General features: G+C 44.8%; 19 protein-coding genes. 13 read left to right on the plus strand and 6 right to left on the minus strand.

Annotated elements, in window-relative coordinates; translation table 11 throughout:
* Positions 1 to 72 precede the first annotated feature (72 nt).
* Positions 73 to 1,437, minus strand: coding sequence for an amino-acid N-acetyltransferase (gene argA, locus ICN15_RS04600; RefSeq protein WP_216201447.1), 1,365 nt, complete (start codon positions 1,435 to 1,437; stop codon positions 73 to 75).
* 17 nt (positions 1,438 to 1,454) lie between these two features.
* On the opposite strand from argA, the gene hrpA reads away from it, so the two are divergent.
* From hrpA to ICN15_RS04655, 11 genes are all read left to right on the plus strand, one after another.
* Positions 1,455 to 5,537: an ATP-dependent RNA helicase HrpA gene (gene hrpA, locus ICN15_RS04605; protein ID WP_370625403.1), complete on the plus strand. Its 4,083-nt coding sequence runs from the start codon at positions 1,455 to 1,457 to the stop codon at positions 5,535 to 5,537.
* A 59-nt stretch (positions 5,538 to 5,596) separates the two neighbouring features.
* Positions 5,597 to 6,625, plus strand: a complete 1,029-nt coding sequence (locus ICN15_RS04610) for a beta-propeller fold lactonase family protein (protein WP_216201448.1) — start codon at positions 5,597 to 5,599, stop codon at positions 6,623 to 6,625.
* Positions 6,626 to 6,634: 9 nt separating this feature from the next.
* On the plus strand, positions 6,635 to 7,405 hold the full coding sequence (locus ICN15_RS04615; protein ID WP_255532860.1) for a polysaccharide deacetylase family protein: 771 nt from the start codon (positions 6,635 to 6,637) through the stop codon (positions 7,403 to 7,405).
* A 14-nt stretch (positions 7,406 to 7,419) separates the two neighbouring features.
* A complete protein-coding gene (locus ICN15_RS04620) occupies positions 7,420 to 8,391 on the plus strand; it encodes a sterol desaturase family protein (RefSeq protein ID WP_216201449.1) in 972 nt (323 codons plus the stop codon).
* 48 nt (positions 8,392 to 8,439) lie between these two features.
* Positions 8,440 to 9,309 carry an EI24 domain-containing protein gene (locus ICN15_RS04625; protein WP_216201450.1) on the plus strand — a complete coding sequence of 290 codons (870 nt, stop codon included), beginning with the start codon at positions 8,440 to 8,442 and terminating at the stop codon, positions 9,307 to 9,309.
* A complete protein-coding gene (locus tag ICN15_RS04630) occupies positions 9,302 to 10,165 on the plus strand; it encodes a molybdopterin-binding protein (RefSeq protein ID WP_216201451.1) in 864 nt (287 codons plus the stop codon). Before ICN15_RS04625 ends, ICN15_RS04630 begins: the two co-directional genes overlap by 8 nt.
* Before the next feature lie 197 nt (positions 10,166 to 10,362).
* Complete coding sequence (gene glnA, locus ICN15_RS04635) at positions 10,363 to 11,778, plus strand: type I glutamate--ammonia ligase (RefSeq protein WP_216201452.1); 1,416 nt, start codon at positions 10,363 to 10,365, stop codon at positions 11,776 to 11,778.
* Between the two features lie 11 nt (positions 11,779 to 11,789).
* Positions 11,790 to 12,926, plus strand: a complete 1,137-nt coding sequence (gene glnL, locus ICN15_RS04640; RefSeq protein WP_216201453.1) for a nitrogen regulation protein NR(II) — start codon at positions 11,790 to 11,792, stop codon at positions 12,924 to 12,926.
* On the plus strand, positions 12,923 to 14,371 hold the full coding sequence (ntrC, locus tag ICN15_RS04645) for a nitrogen regulation protein NR(I) (RefSeq protein WP_216201454.1): 1,449 nt from the start codon (positions 12,923 to 12,925) through the stop codon (positions 14,369 to 14,371). The genes glnL and ntrC overlap by 4 nt, the downstream gene beginning before the upstream one ends.
* On the plus strand, positions 14,364 to 15,212 hold the full coding sequence (gene xth, locus ICN15_RS04650; RefSeq protein WP_216201455.1) for an exodeoxyribonuclease III: 849 nt from the start codon (positions 14,364 to 14,366) through the stop codon (positions 15,210 to 15,212). Before ntrC ends, xth begins: the two co-directional genes overlap by 8 nt.
* A 188-nt stretch (positions 15,213 to 15,400) precedes the next feature.
* A complete protein-coding gene (locus tag ICN15_RS04655) occupies positions 15,401 to 15,889 on the plus strand; it encodes a pyridoxamine 5'-phosphate oxidase family protein (RefSeq protein WP_216201456.1) in 489 nt (162 codons plus the stop codon).
* 107 nt (positions 15,890 to 15,996) lie between these two features.
* Here the strand turns inward: ICN15_RS04655 and ICN15_RS04660 are convergent, their stop codons facing one another.
* The 3 genes from ICN15_RS04660 to ICN15_RS04670 form a co-directional block, all read right to left on the minus strand.
* Positions 15,997 to 16,365 carry a response regulator gene (locus ICN15_RS04660; RefSeq protein WP_216201457.1) on the minus strand — a complete coding sequence of 123 codons (369 nt, stop codon included), beginning with the start codon at positions 16,363 to 16,365 and terminating at the stop codon, positions 15,997 to 15,999.
* A complete protein-coding gene (locus ICN15_RS04665; protein ID WP_216201458.1) occupies positions 16,358 to 17,665 on the minus strand; it encodes a HAMP domain-containing sensor histidine kinase in 1,308 nt (435 codons plus the stop codon). Before ICN15_RS04665 ends, ICN15_RS04660 begins: the two co-directional genes overlap by 8 nt.
* A 73-nt stretch (positions 17,666 to 17,738) precedes the next feature.
* Complete coding sequence (locus tag ICN15_RS04670; protein WP_216201459.1) at positions 17,739 to 18,581, minus strand: phosphate/phosphite/phosphonate ABC transporter substrate-binding protein; 843 nt, start codon at positions 18,579 to 18,581, stop codon at positions 17,739 to 17,741.
* Between the two features lie 380 nt (positions 18,582 to 18,961).
* On the opposite strand from ICN15_RS04670, the gene ICN15_RS04675 reads away from it, so the two are divergent.
* The gene (locus ICN15_RS04675; protein ID WP_216201460.1) at positions 18,962 to 19,987 is read left to right on the plus strand and encodes an alpha/beta fold hydrolase; all 1,026 of its coding nucleotides are present in this window, start codon (positions 18,962 to 18,964) and stop codon (positions 19,985 to 19,987) included.
* A 27-nt stretch (positions 19,988 to 20,014) separates the two neighbouring features.
* On the opposite strand, the gene ICN15_RS04680 is transcribed toward ICN15_RS04675, so the two are convergent.
* The gene (locus ICN15_RS04680) at positions 20,015 to 20,209 is read right to left on the minus strand and encodes a hypothetical protein (protein WP_216201461.1); all 195 of its coding nucleotides are present in this window, start codon (positions 20,207 to 20,209) and stop codon (positions 20,015 to 20,017) included.
* Positions 20,210 to 20,336: 127 nt separating this feature from the next.
* On the minus strand, positions 20,337 to 20,495 hold the full coding sequence (locus tag ICN15_RS04685; RefSeq protein WP_216201462.1) for a hypothetical protein: 159 nt from the start codon (positions 20,493 to 20,495) through the stop codon (positions 20,337 to 20,339).
* A 233-nt stretch (positions 20,496 to 20,728) separates the two neighbouring features.
* On the opposite strand from ICN15_RS04685, the gene ICN15_RS04690 reads away from it, so the two are divergent.
* Positions 20,729 to 20,905: a hypothetical protein gene (locus ICN15_RS04690; protein WP_216201463.1), complete on the plus strand. Its 177-nt coding sequence runs from the start codon at positions 20,729 to 20,731 to the stop codon at positions 20,903 to 20,905.
* Positions 20,906 to 21,100: the final 195 nt, after the last annotated feature.

The raw sequence follows: 21,100 nt of genomic DNA on the forward strand, positions 1-21,100 counted from the left end.
AAATACTGTTGAGTGTTTAGAGATCTGAGGTCAGAGTTCCGAAGTTAAAGCTCCGAAGTTAAAGCTCCGAAGTTAAAGCTCTTTAGTGAGAACCATCGACTTGCGATCCCAGTTGTAAATTTGTTTTCTTTCTTCCGGCAGATCATCTACGGAGGCACGCTTAAAGCCGCGCTTTAAAAACCAATGCTCCGTTCTGGTCGTCAAGACGAAGAGCTTTTTAATGCCCTCCAGTTTTGCCCGCATTTCCACCCGCTTCAGTAAACGCTCTCCATCGCCCGAGCCTTGGACGTCTGGATCCACTGCTAAGCAAGCAAGCTCACCTACACCATTAGGGAAGGGGAAGAGGGCGGCGCAGCCAAACAGAACGCGATCATGCTCAATCACCGAGAAGCGTTGAATATCTCGCTCAATCACATCTTGACCGCGAGCAGCCAAAATACCTTCATCTTCAAGCGGACTTGTGAGCTGCAAAATGCCACCCACATCATCTTGATTGGCTTCACGTAGATTTTCAATATCGGAGGAGGCGAGCATCATGCCAATACCATCATGAGTAAAGAGCTCTTCTAAGAGCGCACCATCTCGATTACAAGGTAAGAAGTGCACACGGCTAACGCCCGCCCGAATAGCTCTACCAGCAATATTCAGTAAGCTCTTCAGCCCCAGATCGAGCTCTTGGTGACTGGCTATATACTCATTCAGCTGCGGCATGGAGAGCTCAGTAATGTAATCACCTTCCGCATCCTTTAGGCCAGCATGGGGGCTTAAAAAGATGAGCTTATCTGCTTTGAGTGCGGCAGCGGTAGAAGCAGCGACATCTTCAAAAGCCAAATTAAATGCTTGACCTGTTGGCGAGAAACCTAACGGCGATAGCAACACAATCTTATTGCTATCGAGTGAAAGCTTGATTGAAGTAGAGTCGACCTTGCGCACCAGACCGGTATGAATGTAATCCGTTCCCTCAACTACACCCACTGGCATCGCAGTAATAAAGTTACCCGAGATCACCGAGATGCGAGATCCTGCCATGGGAGTATTGGGAAGTCCACGGCTAAATGCCGCTTCAATATCTAGGCGCAATTCACCAGCAGCCTCTTTGGAGCACTCTAAGGCGGCGGCATCCGTAATCCGATAACTGTGCATGGCGCTTTTGCCAAACTGACTCTTGATGTTCCGGAGCATGAGCTGCTCTTCAATTTGCGGACGGATGCCATGAACCAACACAATCCGCATACCCATGGCATGCAACATGGCGATATCTTCAATCAGGTTTTCTAGACCAATTTCTTGGACTAATTCACCAGCAAAGGCAATAACAAAGGTCTTTTCACGGAAGCTATGAATATAGGGCGCAACGTCACGCAGCCATCCTACAAAAGGAAAGTTGGAGCTGGATTCTTCGGCATTTGAGCCGGGGTTTGGTGCATTTGTTGGCATAGTGAGAAAATTATAGGGTGCAAGAGCCTATAAACCAACAAAAACCCAAAGCAAGCCCTGCGACTGTGCCTGCTTCCAACACCCCGAGACGACTTGAGATTCGCTTTCCGGAGGAGTTGCCGGTCTCTGGCCAGCGTCAAATCATCAAAGATGCCCTGAGCGCACATCAAGTTGTCATTGTCTGTGGTGAGACGGGCTCAGGTAAAACAACCCAATTACCCAAGATTTGCTTAGACCTTGGCAGAGGCACCATGAATGGGGGCAAGCTCATTGGGCATACTCAGCCTCGCCGGATTGCTGCCACCGCGACTGCTAAGCGTATCGCGCAAGAGCTAGGCACCCCGATTGGCCAGGATGTGGGCTACCAGATCCGTTTTGCCGATAAGACCAGTCAAGGTGCTTCGATCAAGTTAATGACCGATGGCATTTTGCTGGCAGAGACGCAACGCGATCCTCAGCTGCGCGCTTATGACACGCTCATCATCGATGAGGCTCATGAACGTAGTCTCAATATTGATTTTCTATTGGGCTATTTGCGCCAGTTACTGCCGAAGCGCCCAGACCTCAAGCTGATCATTACTTCCGCCACGATTGACGCTCAACGCTTCTCTGAGCATTTTGCGGTGCACGGTAAATCTGCTCCCGTAATCGAGGTGAGTGGGCGACTCTTTCCGGTAGAGCAGCGATATGAGCCGCTTGAGCCTGATGCAAAGCCGGATGGCAAGAAAGTATTTAAGGAAGTAAAAGAACTTCCGGACGCGGTAGTAGAGGCCATCTCTAATGTGTGGCGAGAGGGAGCATTGGGAGCCGGTGATGTACTGGTCTTTTTACCGGGGGAGCGAGAAATTCGGGATTGTGCTGAAACCCTCAGAAAAGACCATGTACTACAACAGCGCTTTCATCCGGAGATCTTGAGTCTCTTCGCCCGGCAATCAGTTGCTGAACAAGAGCGCGTCTTTAATCCAGGTAATGGTCGGCGCATCATTCTGACCACCAATGTGGCTGAGACTTCTTTAACGGTTCCCAATATTCGCTATGTGGTGGATAGCGGCCTAGCACGAGTCAAGCGCTACTCCTATCGTAATAAAGTAGAGCAATTGCAGATTGAGTCCATCTCTCAAGCGGCGGCCAATCAAAGAGCAGGCCGTTGTGGACGCGTATCAGATGGTATTTGTATTCGTCTTTATAGCGAGCAGGATTATTTAGGGCGCGCCAAATTTACTGATCCAGAAATCTTACGCAGCTCCTTAGCAGCAGTGTTGCTGCGCATGAGCTCTCTGCGCTTACCCAGAATTCAAGAATTTCCCTTTATTGATAAGCCATTGGGTCGTGCCATTGCCGATGGAGTCCAGCTCTTAGATGAGTTGGGTGCAATTGTGTATGACGATGTGGCTGCTGCTGATATCAAGGATATCAACCACAGCTTCAAGCTAACACCGATTGGCAAACAATTAGCAGACCTACCCCTCGATCCACGGATCGGTCGGATGCTCTTAGCCGCCAAAGAACAACAGGCATTACGTGAAGTCACCATCATTGCTTCTGCTCTAGCTACGCAAGATCCCCGCGATCGACCGATGGACCAAGCTGCTGCTGCCGATCAAGCCCACCTTCAATTTGCTGATGAGCGTTCTGAGTTCCTCAGCTATGTCAAGCTGTGGGATTGGTATCAGGATGCACTAAAACACAAACACAGCAATCGTCAGTTAGAAAATCTCTGCAAGAGTAAATTTTTGTCGCCAAGACGTTTGCGTGAATGGCGGGATGTTCATGGCCAACTGCATACGATGTTGGGTGAAAAAGGCTGGAAAGAAAATCCATCCGCTGCCACCTATGAACAGGTCCATCTCTCCTTATTAACTGGCTTGTTAGGCTATGTTGCTAAAAAAGAAGAGGATGAAAAATCACAAGAGCGTGGTAGTAAGACTGGTGGCTACATTGGTGCACGCGGTATCCGTCCATTTATTTGGCCAGGTTCCACGATTGGTAAGAAAGCCGGAGCTTGGATTCTGGCGGGGGAACTTCAAGAAACCAATCGCATGTATGCGCGGACGATTGCCAAGATTGAGCCTCAGTGGGTTGAAAAAGTAGCCGCTCATCGCCTCATCAAGTCTCTCAGTGAGCCCTTTTGGGATAGTCGTCAAGGCGAGGTCATGGCATTTGAGCGGGGCACCCTCTACGGATTACCCATCTATCACGGACGTCGAGTGCGTTATGAGGCACATAACCCTGAAGATGCGCGGACGTTATTTATTAGCCAGGCTTTAGTCCAAGAAGAAATGTTTGGACGCATGGATACTCCTGCATTAATGCGAGAAACAGAAGCGGATGCCAGAAAAAAATACCCTGGTAGTTTTGAATTTTTCTGGCATAACCGCAGGCTTATAAAGGAGATCGAGGCCTTGGAGCATCGCTCACGTCGGCCGGATGTCTTGGTGGATGATGATCTGTTATTTGCTTTTTATGATTCACGGATTCCGCCAGAGGTTCTCAGTAGAGAGAGCATGAAGGCTTGGCTGAGAAAGACTTCCCAAAAAGACGACGCCACTCTGGAATCAAGTGATAGTCTCCTGCGTTTATCTAAAGCAGACTTAATGCGCCACGAGGCTGCTGGTATTACAGTAGATCGTTATCCTAAAAAGATGATGGTCGGCGGTAGTGATCTGAGTTTGACTTATCACTTTGAACCAGGCAGTCCCAAAGATGGTGTCACCTTAGTTGTGCCTTTGACGCTGCTCAATCAAGTGGATGGGCGCCGTTGTGAGTGGTTAGTGCCAGGCATGTGTGAAGAAAAAATACAGCTCTTACTGAAGTCACTCCCCCAAAAATTACGTCGTCACTGTGTTCCCTTGCCAGAGTATGCCAAATCCTTCCTAGAGCGGAGGCTGACAGAAAGGCAGTTTGGCATTGGCGACTTCTTGGATAGCTTGATTACTGATATCAGGCAGGAGCGTGGTTTAGAAATTAAACGCTCCGACTTTAGGCCAGAAGCTTTACCCATCCATTCTTCAATGAATTTTCGTTTAGTCGATGAGCATGGACGGCAACTGGAGTTAGAGCGAAATCTAGTGCGGCTTCGTGCGGAGTATGGAGAAACCGCTCGTACTGCCTTTCAGGCGATTGCTCAGCAAGCCATTCATGAAGAGCTGGGTGCGGATAGTGCGCCAACCGATGCTAGCGTAGCTAGTAAAGTGAATCCATCAAACGCTAGCTCTGCGGTGAAAAAGGTAGAGCAGGGCGGCTATCGCAGTTGGGACTTTGGCGAGCTCCCTGAGACGCTAGAAATTCAGAAGGGCAATCGCACTTTATTTGGCTATCCCGCATTAGTGGATCGGATTGAAGCCTGTGATCTCGAAGTATTTGATGATTTACTTGAAGCTAGAAAACATCACTGGCAAGGCCTGCGTCGACTGTTTGCTTTATCGAATAAAGACACGCTTAAAGCACTGCAAAAACAGCTCCCTGGAATTCGTGAGCTTGGTCTGCTATTTATCAATATAGGTTCAGTCGATGACTTAATTGAGCAAATACTCCATCTCGCTCTAGAGAGGGCATTTATGAATGACCCATTACCTGTGAATGCGGAGCAATTCGCGGAGCGTCTCCAAGCAGGAAAACCCCGCTTAGCCTTAATCGCTCAAGAAATATCGAAGCATGCATTAGCGGCCTTACAGGCCAATGCCGATCTGCAGAAAAAACTGGCGCAGGCAAAAGCGGCTTCATCGAGCGCTTATGGGGACATACAGACTCAAGTGCAAGGCTTAATTTTTCCCAGATTTATCTCAGATACGCCTTATGCGCAGCTGGTTCATTTCCCTAGGTACCTGAAGGCTATTGTTTTGCGTATTGATAAGTTGCGCTCCAATCCGAGTAGAGATGCCCAGTGTCAAAAAGAGTGGGAGTCTGTTGCTCGCCCTTGGCAAAAACTTCTTCAAGGTAGTCGTGGATCTGCTGCCTATGCAATGACTGAAGACCAGGCGCTAACCGATTTTCGCTGGCAGTTAGAGGAATTGAGGGTTGCCTTGTATGCCCAAGAGTTAAAAACGCCAACCCCAATGTCTCTCAAACGTCTCGAAAAAGTGCTTGCTAGCTTGCGTTAGGTCAAAGGAGCCTATTTGCACTCGCTCCAGAGTGGGCTCAATTGCTTACAATGTAGGATATGCATATATTTATCAGTAAAGCCAGATTTGGCGCTATTTCAGCCCTGGCAACATTTGCCTTCCTTGGCCCTCACGGCGCCGTATTGGCTCAAACATCATCAGTAGTGGATGCCAAGGCAGAGCCCAAGATAGCGATTGTCTTAAATTCGGGTGAGGCAACTGTGAGCTTGATTGATATGCCGACTCGTAAGGTGATTAAGACTGTCCCGGTTGGTAAAGAGCCTCACCATCTGATGATGACTCCCGACCAAAAGACGTTACTGGTGGCGAACGCTGCTGGTGATAATGTGACTCTAATGAATCCTGTGAGCGGTGAGTTGACAGGAAGAATCTCAGATATCATTGATCCATACCATATTGGCTACTCACCGAACTATAAATGGTTTGTTGCCAACGGTAATCGCTTAGATCGGGTGGATGTGTATCATGCGCAAGGCGCCGATTTGAAGCTAGCCAAATCAATCAAGCTTGGTAAGACACCAAGTCACGTAGCATTTACAGCAGATAGTAAAATCGCGTTCATTACCTTGCAGGACTCCAATGAGCTGGCTGCAATTGACTTAGATACTCAAACGGTAATTTGGAAAATGACTACGGGTAAAGTGCCAGCTGGCATTTGGATGACGCCTGGTGATCAGTATTTACTGGTTGGCATTACTGGTGAAGACAATGTCCAGGTAATCGATTGGAAAAATCGTAAAGAGGTAAAACGAATTTTTACTGGTAAGGGAGCCCATAACTTCCGTCCGCAAGGTGATAAAAAGCACGTCTTTGTGAGTAATCGCATTGCCTCAACCATTAGCTTAATTAATATGCAGACTTTAGAAAAAGTCGGTGATATTACTGGGCTACCTGCGGGACCAGATGATATGGAGATTACTCCTGATGGCAAGACTTTATGGGTGACCCTGCGCTTCTCTAAAAAAGTAGGCGTGATTGATATCCCTTCTATGAAGCTGGTCTCTGTCATACCAGTTGGTAAGTCGCCGCACGGCGTATTCTTTACCCCGCGCGCTGGTTGGGAGTAATTTCAGTACATGCAGATGAAAGTGACTTTGGCGAGATTGGTGACGCTACTTTCATTGGCGATATTTCCAGTCCTGGTCTCTGCACAAGAGGGGCAGTGTAAAAAAACGGTTTACCTAACCTTTGATACCGGCAATATGTCAGTGGCGCAAACAGTCGCCGATATATTGCATCGTCAGAACATCAAAGTGACTTTTTTCCTTTCGAATGAAAAAACTAGCCGCGGTGATTTTGCCTTAGATGATTCTTGGAAGTCGTATTGGCAGGATCGCGTAAAAGAGGGTCATCACTTTGGCAGCCATACCTACGATCATGTCTACTTTATTAAAGACGGCCCTGGCGCAGAAATCTTTGCCAAGCCGCAATTTGGTCCTAAGGCAGGGATCATGAGTCTGTATAACGAAGCAAGTTACTGCCGAGAAATTAGAAGGGTGGATGATCGATTTAAGGAGCTCACTGATGCCAGCCTACAAAAAATTTGGCGCGCTCCTGGCGGTAAAGCATCGCCCCGTTCCATTCGGATGGGAACCCAGTGTGGTTATCAGCATATTGGCTGGAGTCCTGCGGGATTTTTGGGTGATGAGCTAAGTTCCCAGACGCACTCCAATCCGGTGCTACTGGATCAAGCGAGCAGAAAGATGCAGGATGGGGATATTGCGATGGCTCATCTGGGAATTTGGTCCCGAAAGGATCCTTGGGCACCGGCCGTTTTAGAGCAACTCATTATTAATCTCAAAAATCGTGGCTTTTGTTTTGCAACTCTGCCAAAACTGGATAAATAGGTCAAAATAAACACATGTGGCCTAATTTACTCACTCCAATTTCTGATGCTTACGCCGGTATTCAGGAATTTCTATTCACCAATATTGCAACCCCTATTTTGTATCAGTTTGATCTGATGGCAATGGCGGAGGATGTTTATGATGGTCTGGATTGGTTTCTATTTGGCTGCATTCAAATTCTGTTAATTGTTGTTGTCTTGCGGACCTGGGAAAAGCTTGCTCCTGCAGAGATTCAGGAGCGATCTTCTAATGCTTCTAAAGCGGATGTGATTTACACGCTCTTTCATCGATTGGGTATTTTTCACGGCTTAATATTTATTGCTTTGTCGGGATTCTTTTTTGGGATTGACTCGGTATTGCATGACTTTCGTTTCGGCAGGCTCAATGTAGAGTCTTGGTATCCGCCGATCACTGCGATTCCGTTGGTGAGCTTTTGCATCTACTTGGTATTACTAGATTTTGTAGAGTACCTTTACCATCGCGCTTCACATACTTTTAATTGGTGGTGGCAACTACATGCCCTTCATCACAGCCAAACTCAGATGACTGCCTGGTCTGATGATCGTAATCATATTTTGGACGATATCATGCATGCGCTGGTATTTGCTTTCTTTGCTTTGTTGTTTGGTGTTTCTCCAAGCCAATTTATTGTTTTAGTGGTTATTAGTCAGCTCATTCAAAGCTGGCAACATGCCAATATTAAAGTCGACCTTGGAGTAGGAAAGTATTTTTTAGTCTCTCCTCTGTTTCATCGTATGCATCACGCAGTTGGTTATGGTCATGAGGCTCAAGGAAAGCCCGGTATTCTCGGTGGATGTAATTTTGGAGTCTTATTTCCCTGGTGGGATATGTTGTTCAAAACGGCAATCTTTACGAAGCTAGTTCACCCAACCGGTGTGAGGGATCTCTCGCTCTCATCCCATGTGTTGCAGCAACAGTGGCAGAGTTTGAAACATGCTACTCGTGAAATTTTTCCTAAACATTAATTATGTTCTACACATCTCCGGATGTTGGTAGGAACTTGATAGGAATAGATGGATAACATGCAGCTGGTATTGAAGTCCTTTGGCTTAGCTTTGGTTGGCACCATGCACCCCAAAATGCTCTGGCTGAGCTTGCGTCCATTTCTGATTGTGTCTGTCTTGTGGGGCTGCTTCATTTGGCTAACTTGGACCCCTGCATTAGAACTGCTCAGTATTTTTTTGACGACCTCAATTTTTACAAGTTGGATTCAGGATGGTTTGATTTGGGCAGGCTTTGAAAATGCACGCGCATGGATTGCGCCACTCTTTTTTGTCATGCTATTAATCCCCTTGATCTCGATTAGCTTGCTGGTCTTTATTGCCCTTACCACTGTGCCAGCCATTGTAAAAATGGTGACTCGCCAATCTGCCTATCAGGACATAGATAAGAAAAAGGGTGGGGGCCTCTTAGGTAGCTTCATCTATACCATTTGGTCAGCTTTCATTTGCTTGGCTCTAGTCATGTTGACTTTACCGGTATGGTGGCTGCCGCCATTGGTTGCAGTACTGCCACCATTAATCTGGGGTTGGTTAACGATGCGTCTGATGTCTTATGACGTGCTGGCACAGCATGCCAGTCCTCAAGAGCGGGACACGCTTTTGCAGCAACACCGTTGGCCACTGTTGGCGATGGGGATTGTCTCCGGCATGCTCGGTGCTGTACCCACCTTTTTTTGGGCTACCTCAGCATTAGCGCTGGTCTTGTTTCCGATTGTCAGCTTTGTAGCGCTCTGGGTCTATTCTCTGATCTTCGTGTTTGCTGCACTTTGGTTTGCCCATTACTTGCTTGAAGCCTTAAAAGAGTTGCGCAGAATAGAATTAGATCAGCCCCTCAATATTGAGGCACATGTAATTGATGGGGAGCTCCCGAGCCATGGTTGACGCATTAAAGCAGTTTGCGATTGATGTGCCTGATGTGAAGGCGCGTCGTTTTGGATTAATTGTGATCGGCGATGAAATTCTGTCTGGTCGTCGTCAAGATAAACATCTGAGCAAATTGATTGAGCTCCTAAATGAACGTGGTCTCAGCCTTTCTTGGGCGAAGTATGTCGCAGATGATCCCGAGCAAATTACGGCTACGCTCAAAGAGAGCTTTGCTAGTGGCGATGTTGTCTTTAGTACAGGTGGTATTGGAGCCACTCCAGATGATCACACTCGGCGGTGTGCTGCTTTAGCCTTAGGTACCAAAACAGCATTGCATCCGACTGCTCAATCGTTGATCGCAGGACGTATTCAATCGATGGCGGAAGGAGATCCTAGCAAGGCGGATCTCAATACTCCTGAGAACCAACATCGTTTTAAAATGGGTGAGTTTCCGATGGGCAGCGACATTATTCCGAATCCCTACAATCAGATTCCGGGCTTTTCTATTCAAGAGCACTATTTTGTCCCGGGCTTTCCGGTAATGGCTGCGCCAATGATGGCTTGGTGCTTGGATGCCTACTATCAAAATCTATTTCATCAAGAAAACTGGGCGGAGCAGAGTTTTATTGTTCCCAAAGGCATTGAATCCAACTTAACCCCATTGATGGAGCGTATTGAGGTCAACTTTCCTGGGGTAAAAGTCTTTAGTCTTCCGTCAGTCGGCGATCCATCCAAGGGCAGTATTTATGCGGATCGCCATATTGAGCTGGGGATTAAGGGTAATGCCCAGCTTCTTGATAGCGCTTGGATTGCACTTCGTGCCGGAACCGAGGCCTTGGGCTATGAAATTTATGATATTTCTCAATCCTCATAAGCACTAAATTGGTGCAATAATGGCGTCTTTTAGACTTTTGAACACTATTTGAGCACTTAATTAGTGCAATAATGTGTATTCCCGTTTGTTTGCTTCAGTAAATTAGATGCATTGCAAAGGCATATTTAATGCCTGGAATGAGCAAGGGTGTACACCTTAAGTTTGTATTCCGAATTCAGTTAATAGAGGAGATTTGCATGACGAAGACCGTCGCTGATGTGATGAAGTTAGTTAAAGAGAAAGAATGTACTTTCGTTGATTTCCGCTTTGTTGATACAAAGGGTAAAGAGCAACACACCACGGTACCTATTTCCCATTTTGACGAAGAGAAATTTACAAGCGGGCACGCGTTTGACGGATCATCTATTGCTGGGTGGAAAGGGATTGAAGCATCTGACATGCTGCTAATGCCCGATCCGAAGGCTTGTTACATCGACCCATTTTATGAAGAGCCAACCCTAGTCATTACTTGCGATGTTGTTGAGCCATCAGACATGCAGGGATATGATCGCGATCCTCGCTCTATTGCGAAGCGTGCTGAGTCCTATTTAAAGAGCACTGGCTTAGGCGATACCGCCTTTTTTGGTCCAGAGCCAGAATTCTTTATTTTTGATGGCGTCCGTTGGGGTGCTGACATGCAAGGCTGTTTTGTAAAGGTGGATTCTGAAGAAGCTCCATGGTCTTCAGGTGCTGAAATCGAAGGCGGTAACACAGGTCATCGTCCAGGCAAAAAAGGCGGTTACTTCCCAGTTTCTCCAGTAGATTCATTCCAGGATATGCGTTCTGAAATGTGTTTGATCTTGGAGTCATTAGGTATTCCTGTCGAAGTACATCACCATGAAGTGGCTGGTCAAGGTCAAAATGAATTAGGTACCAAGTTCAGCACATTGGTTCAGCGTGCTGACTGGACTATTTGGCAAAAATACGTTATTCAAAACGTAGCACACGCTTATGGCAAGACAGCAACTTTCATGCCTAAGCCGATCGTTGGCGACAACGGTTCTGGTATGCATGTACACCAATCTATTTGGAAGAACGGTGAGAACTTGTTTGCTGGTAAAGGTTACGCAGGTTTATCGGAATTTGCCTTGTTCTATATCGGCGGCATCATTAAGCACGCTAAGGCGCTGAATGCGATTACTAATCCAGGTACAAATTCCTACAAGCGCTTAGTTCCAGGCTTTGAGGCTCCAGTGAAATTGGCGTACTCTGCACGTAACCGTTCTGCGTCAATTCGTATTCCGCACGTTTCTAACCCTAAAGGTCGTCGTATTGAAACGCGCTTCCCTGATCCATTGGCTAACCCATACCTCTGCTTCTCTGCACTGATGATGGCTGGTTTAGATGGTGTTCAGAATAAGATTCACCCAGGCGAAGCTGCTGATAAGAACTTGTATGACTTGCCACCAGAAGAAGATGCAAAGATTCCAACTGTTTGTGCTAGCTTAGAAGAAGCATTAGATGCCTTGAACAAAGACCGTGAGTTCTTGACTCGTGGCGGTGTCTTTACTAATTCCATGATCGATGCCTATATCGCATTGAAGATGGAAGATGTCACTCGTTTCCGTATGACTACACATCCGATCGAATTCGATATGTACTACTCCCTGTAAGCGAAGTAGAGATGTTGAGCGCAGGTCTCTTGCGCAATTCGTTAAAAGGGGCAGCTTCGGCTGCTCCTTTTTTTCCGACATTGCTCGAACAAATGCCTAATGCCATCGTCGTATTTGAGGCAGAGAGCCAGCAATTGGTTTATGTGAATCCCGCTGCAGAATCTGCGCTAGATCTTTCCCGTAAATCGCTTGAAGGGCATTCTGTGAGCAACTTGTTTGGAGACAACGAGTTACTTAAACACATGATTGATGAGGTTAAAGCAGGGCATGTGTCCGCCCAGCGTCAAGAGCTAGTCTTGCACTCCTTGCCGGGGAGCATTCATCAGGACTCTATTCCGGCCCATGTAGTCGTTGCTAGTCTAGAAGATCCCTCGCTCATCATGATGGAGTGGTTTCCGATTGACCAACAGTTGCGTAGCGAGCGTGATGAACGCGTGACTCAGCAGGTTGAAGCAAATAAGCAATTAATGCGGAACTTAGCACACGAAATTAAAAATCCATTGGGGGGTATTCGTGGTGCCGCCCAATTGCTTGAGTATGAACTGCCAGAAAAAGGCTTGCGCGAATATACCCAAGTTATTATTAAAGAATCTGATCGCCTCCAGGACCTGGTAGATCGTCTGCTGGCACCGCATCGTAAAGCACATGCGATGGAGTTATTCAATGTACATGAAGCCTTGGAGCGTGTACGAAGCTTAGTGTTAGCTGAATTCCCAAAAGGACTCAAGATTATTCGTAGCTATGACACGAGTCTGCCAGAAATACTGGGTGATCGCGAGCAGTTAATCCAAGCAGTCTTAAATATTGCCCATAATGCAGCTCAAGCACTTTCGGTAGAAATTGCGCAAGGTAATGCTCAAATTGAATTCAAAACCAGAGTGGCGCGATCAGTCACGATTTCCAAGCAACGCTACAAGATGGCGATGGACTTGCATGTGATTGATAACGGCCCTGGTGTTCCAGAAGATATTCGTGAACGCATTTTCTTTCCCTTAGTCTCTGGTAGGGATGGGGGGAGTGGTCTTGGCCTTACTTTGGCTCAAACTTTTGTTCAACAGCATCAGGGTTTCATCGCTTGTGACAGCAGTCCAGGACGGACTGATTTCCATATTCAAATTCCTTACCGTAGGCAGGAGAAACCATTATGAAACCCGTTTGGATCGTGGACGATGATCAATCAATTCGGTGGGTGCTAGAAAAAGCACTCACTCGTGAGAATATCCCCCATAAAAGTTTCTCCAATCCTAATGATGTGCTGGATGCATTGGATAAGGAAGCCCCCATTGTTTTGATTTCAGATATTCGTATGCCGCGGGGTAACGGTCTTGATCTATTACAAAACGTCAAAGAAACCCATCCTCTGTTGCCTGTCATCATCATGACGGCGTATTCTGATTTAGATTCAGCGGTATCGTCTTTCCAGGGCGGTGCATTTGAATACCTCACCAAGCCATTTGATATTGATAAAGCGGTAGAGTTGATTCGTCGCGCCATGGAGCAAAGTGAGCGTAATCAATCTGGCAATAAAGAGATGAATGGCTGGAGACAGGACTCCACTGAAATTATTGGCCAAGCACCGGCGATGCAGGAAGTCTTTAGAGCCATCGGACGTCTTGCCCAATCGCATTCAACAGTATTAATTACGGGCGAATCTGGTACTGGTAAAGAGTTAGTGGCCCAAGCTTTGCATAAACACAGCCCTCGTGCCAAAGGCCCATTTGTTAGTTTTAGTACGGCAGCAGTTCCAAAAGATTTACTCGAGTCAGAATTATTTGGTCATGAGCGGGGCGCCTTTCAAGGGGCATTAACTCTACGTCGTGGTCGTTTTGAGCAGGCCGATGGCGGCACCTTATTTTTAGATGAAATTGGTGAAATCCCTTTTGACCTGCAGACCCGTTTATTGCGTGCATTAACTGATGGTCATTTTTATCGTGTTGGCGGTCAAGATCCAATCAAGGCCAATGTCCGCATCATTGCATCAACGCACCAAAACCTGGAAGCGCGCGTTGCTGCCGGCGCCTTTCGTGAAGACTTATTGCATCGCTTAAATGTCATTCGTCTACGGATGCCCGCCTTACGTGAACGCGCAGAAGATATCCCTGTGTTGGCTAGCCATTTCATGTTGGCATGCGCAAAGTCCTTAGGGGTAGAACCCAAAAAGCTGTCTGATGAGGTTTTAAAAGAGATTGCTGTAATGCCTTTTCCTGGCAATGTACGTCAATTAGAGAACCTGTGTCATTGGTTAACGGTCATGACGCCGTCAAATGTGATTGGCAGTAGTGATTTGCCATCTGACATCTTGGCGCAAGCTAGTGAGCAGCCTGTCGCAGTAGCGGGAGAGTCTAGTGCTGCTAATTTAGCATTGCGAAGTGGGATAGTTGATTGGGAGAGTGGCTTAGGGCGCTTAGCAGTCAAAATGCTGCAAGACGGGGATACTGAAGTGTATGACGTTCTCTGCTCTAAATTTGAGAAGGCTGTACTGCAAGCTGCGCTCGAGGTGACTCGCGGTAGACGTGTCGAGGCAGCTCAGAGACTGGGTATTGGTCGTAATACGATTACTCGCAAGTTACAGGAGCTAGGCATCGATGACTGAGTCAGTTCGTATTGCTGCCTGGAATGTGAATTCACTAAAGGTGCGTTTACCTCAAGTTCTTAAATGGTTACAAGATCAAGAAAGAGCAAAGCAGCCCATTGATGCTCTATGTTTGCAAGAGCTCAAGTTAACCGATGATAAATACCCTCATCTTGTATTAGAGGAGGCCGGATATCTGAGTTTGGCTGCTGGACAAAAGACGTACAACGGTGTTGCCATTATTGTTCGCAAAGCAGCCTTGGCCCCTATTGCGTCTGATGCAAGTACCACCTTCTTAAAGCCCATCAGAAATATTCCAGGAAATACGGACGAGCAACAGCGTCTCTTAGCGGCAACAATACCTTTTGCAGGAATGCAGCCTATCAGACTTATCTCAGCCTACTTTCCGAATGGCCAGTCACCTGAGAGTGATAAGTTTGTTTATAAGCTAGCGTGGCTTCAAGCTCTCGAGACTTGGTTAAAAGAGGAGCTTAGTCAAAATAGCCGCTTGGCATTATTGGGCGATTTTAATATTGCCCCAACTGATGTCGATGTATACGATCCCTCGAAATGGATAGGGCAGAACTTAGTTTCTCCTCCAGAGCGTGAAGCATTCCAAAGACTGCTGGAGCTCGGATTAACGGATTCTTTCCGGATGTTTGAGCAAGCACCCAAATCCTTTAGTTGGTGGGATTACCGTATGATGGGCTTTAGACGTAATGCAGGCATGCGCATTGATCACATCCTCTTAAGTGAGAACCTGAAAGACAGGTGCTCAGCGAGCACTATTGATAAAGAGCCCCGTACCTGGGAGCAACCTTCAGACCACACCCCTGTTATTGCGGAAATCAAAAAGACCTAAATTTAGTCGGCCTGCAGTAAAAAAAGATCCTAGATAGATAGACCAAAAACTTTATAGAAGAACTCTCGACCGAGTTTTTTTACTTAAGTTATTAAGTGTGTTGGGTAGCGCACTGTTTTTTTCAAGCAATTCTTTAGCATGGCTAATAGATCATTTTGTCTAATTTAGATGCTAAGGAGCTGGTTTCGATGGATAAGACTAAAGAAAATAATTTGTATGAGGTGCTAAAGGACTTTGACGAGGCTATGTTAGCAACCCACAGCGCTACTAGAATTCATGCGCGGCCTATGAAAATAGCGCGACTCGATGAAAATATGACGACTTATCTCCTAACGGATCAGAATTCAATTAAGGTTGATGAAATTACGGCTAACTCTCATGCTGTACTAATCTTTCAAGGTGCTAGGAAATTTGCTACTGTGAACGGTGAGCTAGTGGTAGATGATGATCGCACCTTGATCGAGACGATGTGGAAAGAAACTTGGAAGGTATGGTTTCCACTCGGAAAATCCGACCCTAATATTGCATTATTAAAATTTACTGCACACGAAGGTGAGTTTTGGGACAGTACGGGCATTCAAGGGTTGAAATATATTTATGCTGCTGCCAAGGCCTATGTGGCTGGCGAAAGGCCAAAACTAGATTCCGAGCAGCACTCCAAAGTTAGTATTACCTAAGACCGCTTAGGGCATGAGTGATATCAGACAGAGTAATTTCCCGAAATTAATAGCCCATACGTAAAAATATTGGAAGTATTAAAGCTTCCCTAGGTGGAGACCTAACTTTATTTCACTTCTAATGCATCATTAATGGTGCTTAAGAAAGTAGAGACCCGAATCGGTTTTTCAATCAGTCCACTAAATCCGGTGTCAGTAATTTTTTTTATTTCATCAGGCATAACTGATGCAGTAAATGCCAAAACAGGCACTTTATCGAATCCAGATTTTTGTCTCAATAGTTTGAAGCAATCGACCCCACTAATTCCAGGTAGGCCGATATCCATCAAAATGAGATCAGGCATGAAGGCGTCTACTTTAGATAGACATGCCTCGCAGTCTTCAGCATGCTCAACTTCATGACCATTGAAAGTCAGAATATCCCGTGATAGTTCAAGATTGAGCTGATTATCTTCAACGATCAAAATTTTAGCCATCTGTTGACCCCTTACTCATTACAGGAATATTGAAGCTAAAGGTAGAGCCTTGACCTAGCTCTGAAACTAAATGGATTTCCCCGCCATGCATTTCAATTAAGCGTTTTACGATAGCAAGACCTAAACCAGTTCCCTCTTGATTTTTAGTGACTGAGCTATTAACCTGCTTGAATTCATCAAACACCGCTTCCTGATCTTCCTGGGCGATTCCAATACCAGAATCAGATATAGCCACTTCTAAATTTTGATCATTGCATATTACATTCAGCTGTACTTTTCCGCCTTCAGGGGTAAATTTAATGGCATTAGTTAATAGGTTCAATAGAATTTGACGCAATGCTCTCTCGTCGGCATAGAATTCTCCTAAGCTATCAATTCCAGTGTTTGTGAACTCAATGGTTTTCTTTTTTGCCCTGACATTCAAGATGTTAATGACAAGCTCAAAAACCTTACTGAGTTTAAATTGACTCTTATGTAATTCAAATTGACCTGCTTCAATCTTAGAGAGATCTAATACATCATTAATAAGCTCTAGAAGGTGCTGTCCAGAATTATTAATATTCCGAACATAGTCTACTTGCTTGGGATTAAGATCACCAAAATACTTTTCTAGAAGCACCTCTGAAAATCCGATAATTGAATTTAGTGGGGTCCTTAATTCATGAGACATGTTGGCCAAAAACTCAGACTTATGCTGATTCGCCTCGATTAGCTTGCTATTGTTGTAAGTAATTTCAGTGTTTTGGTGAAGGATTACTTTTTCATAATTCAATACCGAAAAATAAGCTCTCCAAATAAATACTCCAAGAATGATGAGAATAGCCAAAAAAGCAGCAATAAAAAATATCAGCGTTTTGATTTGTAAGGCAATCAATGCTTCATCGTTTTTATTTTTCAATGTTTCAATTTTGATAAGGCCTAAATCAACTCCCAGATTAATTTTGTAAAAGGTCGTCAGTTTATCGTTGTCTAATGTCTGAATGAAAGGCTTATTGTCAAATTTAGGGATCTCCATATTTTGACTTGAAACAAGCACCTTCAATTTTTGATCGTCATCACGATAAAGACCAGACAGTACCCCGCCAGACATATTAGAGACAGATACAGCAGAAACATCATCATTCGAAAATATTTGCCGAATATGAGATTCAATTCCGGCGTAGTCTTTAGTTATTAAAAGATCTACTACTGCATTAGAAAGGCTTTTAGAATGGTTTTGGGCAGCATAAAACTTTTGCTCAAGTAGTGATTGTTTAAATTGCAAATAAGTGTAGAGACCGCCAGTAATGATGACGACCATCAACACTATAGAAGTAATAAGGACTGGCCAAATACTCCTAGTTTGAAAGACTTTTAATTTTGGTAGCTTCAGTCTATTGAGCATACTTCTCTAAATGCAATTCCTCGATATTGTTAAAATCAGCTGTTGTCACTTTTTTGGGGTGCTCAATCCCCACCGCTGCCAGATCCTTCTTACAAGTTTCATCATCAGCGCAATTGATAAAGGATTGTAAAAAGACCTTACGAATATTTTCTGAAATGGTGGGTTTAGTGGCTATAGGATGAGGGGTAAATTTTTGCGTTGTGTAGATAACCTTAAGCTGGTCTTGTATCTCTTTTGGCTCCGAATCTAGAGTCGATCTGAGGCCGCCTCCTGCAGCTGTATCTCCCGCAATCACTGAACGGTAGACATTACCATGAGTTTTAACAAATACAGGTTGAATGGTGATTCCCTTTTTTGCAAATTCTCCCCGCACAAGTAAAGAAGCGCCAAATGCGTTGGGAGCAGGAAATGCCACTTTCTTACCGTTTAGACTTTTCAAGGGGGTTTCGGGATTCGTTGCTTTTTCCACAACTAAACCAGATAGCAGGTTCTTACTTTCTGCCAACAAAGGGTTGTATTTTTGCTTTTTCAAAGCCACTAGGAAATGGTATGGATTTGCGTAGATGAAATCGGGTCTACCGTTACTGAAATCTGACTCGAATTCTGGAATATCTTTTGGCACGATGAGCTCAAAACACAGGCCACTTTTTTTGCCTACTTTATCCAAAAGAGGTCCCCAAGTTGAAAAAATTTGACTGGGGGGAAATTGCGGAACCACTTCGAAGGTCAACACGTTCTTTGACTGCTGATCTCCTAGGCATTCAGCGCCAAAGGCGGCGTTGCTGAATAAAGATACAGCAAAAAGAAGAGGGGCAATGGCTTTGAGATTCATGATTGTCATTTTAAGGGTTTTTAGCTGTGTGTGATCCATAACTATTATCAAATCTGTATCTTATTCTAGGGCCTCCCGAATATAAGCTTGGAGCCTGTTCCTTAAGCGGCTGATAAGGTCCAGGTATCCGCGACCCTGGCCGCTCTAGCCTTGGACAAGTAAGAAATACTAAAACTACCTTTTGGCGGAGTTTCATAGGATGTTAGCTATGGGCCTATAAGCAGCTAAAAGTAGGAATAAACCGCAAAGCCCCAAATCGGCCATTGAGATTCAGGCTCATTACGATCCTAATACACCTTAATTATTTCTGTCATCAAGACTCTGTACAGTCAAAAGCTTGATATTGATGAATCCGAATAACTGTTGATAGGTATGGTTGGATGAAAAAAAAGATTTTCAATGTGCTGATGGAGGCAAAAGTAAAAGTCATTCAGTGGATTCGACCTCCTAATCATTATTTCACCGCAACTGTTGCTCAAGTTGTTCAAGAGGCTGCCGCCTTAACGGCCTCACAATCTATGCCGCTGGAAAGCAATCTAGAGGCACCTCCCGTTACACCAATAAGAGTAGTTAGCATTGCACCTGAAACCCGATACTTTCAGATCCGAGATGAACAGCATCCTCGGAAAATTGCCTATACCGTTTCAGGAGACATGAATGCAGAAAACATTTTAGTTTGTTTGCCAGGATTGCTTGAAACAAAGACATCCTTTTTAGTCATTCATGATTACTTTTTGAAGTTTGAAAATTATAAAGTCATTAGCGTTGATTTTTCAGGCAGAGGCGAGTCTGACTATATTGATGAATGTGGGGCCTACAAAATGTCTTTATACCTCTCGGATGTGAGCGAATTAATTCAATGGGCTATATTGGTTGGAGGTAAGACGCATCAAAGACTCACCATTCTTGGCACTAGTATGGGCGGAGTTTTAGCAATGCATCTTACAAAGATTTTTGATAAAAAGATTAACGCTATCGTTCTTAACGATATCGCCTTAACGGTTAATTGGACTGCTTTGTATACCCTATATAAGTCAATGAAAAATGAGCTGGGCTTCAAAGAGATTCGAGAGCTTGCCAAAGAATTAAGTGTTGACGAAAAAGCAATCGCTGATGTGCAGCTCCCTGGGCATTTTGATCTCTCATATCGTGCCGATGTTTGGGGCATGAATTTTCATGAGGCACTAGAGGGCTTTAAAGGTAAGGTTGGACTGGTCTATGGCAGGGAGTCTAAGATATGCACTGAGCAACGTGTTCAGGAGATAAGGGCGTTGATTCCTCGATTAAATACCTTTGAGGTTTTAAATGCAGGCCATCCAGTACCATTTGACGATCTAGTATGTGACTTTATACATTCGCAAATGAGTCAAAGGCCGATTGCTCGCCCCAAAGACCTGGTGAACTAAGGTGTCGATTTAAATAAGCTTCGCTGCCTAATCATCATCTCTAACAGCGATTCTTCCAAGAGTATCTAAATCGGACTCATCTACTACCAAATAATCATCCTCAATGACCGTTGCGCCCTCTAAGTGCTCGATGTATTCTCGAATGGCGTAATAGGGCGCAATATGGACGTGATCATCGTCTTGATGATCCCAAATCTTATAGCGATAGACTGTTAATTTCATTTAATTTTGACCTTCGTAAAAATTAAGATCCGAGGCGATGATTTTTATATCGACTTGCATAGGCTTTACGAGTCTCAGCCCAGGCTAAAATCGCTTTAATAATCAAGCGTTTTAGTTTTGTCATGATCTAAAACCCCCCATAAGTGGTGTAGTAGAGATAGTCACGAGTAAGCTGCTCCACTTGCTGATGGCTATTGGGGTTATGGCTGTTGATGAACTGTTCCAAATCATTGCTTTTGGTCTGGTTACCAAAAACTAGACTAAAGAGGCTCAATAATTGTGTCATTTACGGCTCCTTTGATAGATAATGTTAGGGTTACTACCTATTAAGTATGTGCCTTATTAATGAATCTTGTATGACGGTTACATAACTTTTTAGCCTTAAAAAAATTAAGTTCATTTGTAGTCAATTTGTCATAAAACTTCAGAAATTCTAAAAAAGCATCAAAGCTATCAATCTGCAGTCAAAAATCCTCCAAATTAAAATCAAAACGTAATTCCATCAAGAAGAGATATCAAATGAGTGCTTTAAAAGAGGCTATCGAGAAATTACAAAAATCTGGAGATATCAGGCTGTCTGATTTAAAGGCTCTCAAATTAAAAGATTTAGATGCTCTTTTAGAAGAAATCAAGCACTGGTGCCTTTATGGAAATGGTAAGCCTGAGAAGCTTGGTAAGAAGCATAAAGAGCATTAAGGAGAGTGGTAGCCAAAACCCAAAGTCCAATTGGGCTCCGCTACGCCGTAATAAAAAAGCCACCTCTTTGAACTGACCCCCAAAAGTTGGACACCATGTCCAACCAAGGGGGTTTTGTTTTATGAGCAAGTACAGCAAGCAGTTCAAGCTAAAGGTAGTTAAAGAGTTTCTAAAGTCAGGTGGTCTTAAGCGGGT

Origin of the sequence: Polynucleobacter sp. CS-Odin-A6 (assembly GCF_018882095.1) — a bacterium.
In the GTDB taxonomy this organism is placed as follows: Bacteria; Pseudomonadota; Gammaproteobacteria; order Burkholderiales; family Burkholderiaceae; genus Polynucleobacter.

Bases quoted from the DNA above. Each gene is read 5' to 3' on its own strand.
- glnA (WP_216201452.1), top strand. From the start codon at position 10,363: ATGACGAAGACCGTCGCTGATGTGATGAAGTTAGTTAAAGAGAAAGAA.
- glnL (WP_216201453.1), top strand. From the start codon at position 11,790: ATGTTGAGCGCAGGTCTCTTGCGCAATTCGTTAAAAGGGGCAGCTTCG.
- ICN15_RS04625 (WP_216201450.1), top strand. From the start codon at position 8,440: ATGGATAACATGCAGCTGGTATTGAAGTCCTTTGGCTTAGCTTTGGTT.
- ICN15_RS04670 (WP_216201459.1), bottom strand. From the start codon at position 18,581: ATGAATCTCAAAGCCATTGCCCCTCTTCTTTTTGCTGTATCTTTATTC.
- ICN15_RS04690 (WP_216201463.1), top strand. From the start codon at position 20,729: ATGAGTGCTTTAAAAGAGGCTATCGAGAAATTACAAAAATCTGGAGAT.
- ICN15_RS04660 (WP_216201457.1), bottom strand. From the start codon at position 16,365: ATGGCTAAAATTTTGATCGTTGAAGATAATCAGCTCAATCTTGAACTA.
- ICN15_RS04615 (WP_255532860.1), top strand. From the start codon at position 6,635: ATGCAGATGAAAGTGACTTTGGCGAGATTGGTGACGCTACTTTCATTG.
- ntrC (WP_216201454.1), top strand. From the start codon at position 12,923: ATGAAACCCGTTTGGATCGTGGACGATGATCAATCAATTCGGTGGGTG.
- ICN15_RS04685 (WP_216201462.1), bottom strand. From the start codon at position 20,495: ATGACACAATTATTGAGCCTCTTTAGTCTAGTTTTTGGTAACCAGACC.
- ICN15_RS04610 (WP_216201448.1), top strand. From the start codon at position 5,597: ATGCATATATTTATCAGTAAAGCCAGATTTGGCGCTATTTCAGCCCTG.
- ICN15_RS04630 (WP_216201451.1), top strand. From the start codon at position 9,302: ATGGTTGACGCATTAAAGCAGTTTGCGATTGATGTGCCTGATGTGAAG.
- ICN15_RS04655 (WP_216201456.1), top strand. From the start codon at position 15,401: ATGGATAAGACTAAAGAAAATAATTTGTATGAGGTGCTAAAGGACTTT.
- ICN15_RS04665 (WP_216201458.1), bottom strand. From the start codon at position 17,665: ATGGTCGTCATCATTACTGGCGGTCTCTACACTTATTTGCAATTTAAA.
- ICN15_RS04620 (WP_216201449.1), top strand. From the start codon at position 7,420: ATGTGGCCTAATTTACTCACTCCAATTTCTGATGCTTACGCCGGTATT.
- ICN15_RS04680 (WP_216201461.1), bottom strand. From the start codon at position 20,209: ATGAAATTAACAGTCTATCGCTATAAGATTTGGGATCATCAAGACGAT.
- ICN15_RS04675 (WP_216201460.1), top strand. From the start codon at position 18,962: ATGAAAAAAAAGATTTTCAATGTGCTGATGGAGGCAAAAGTAAAAGTC.
- xth (WP_216201455.1), top strand. From the start codon at position 14,364: ATGACTGAGTCAGTTCGTATTGCTGCCTGGAATGTGAATTCACTAAAG.
- argA (WP_216201447.1), bottom strand. From the start codon at position 1,437: ATGCCAACAAATGCACCAAACCCCGGCTCAAATGCCGAAGAATCCAGC.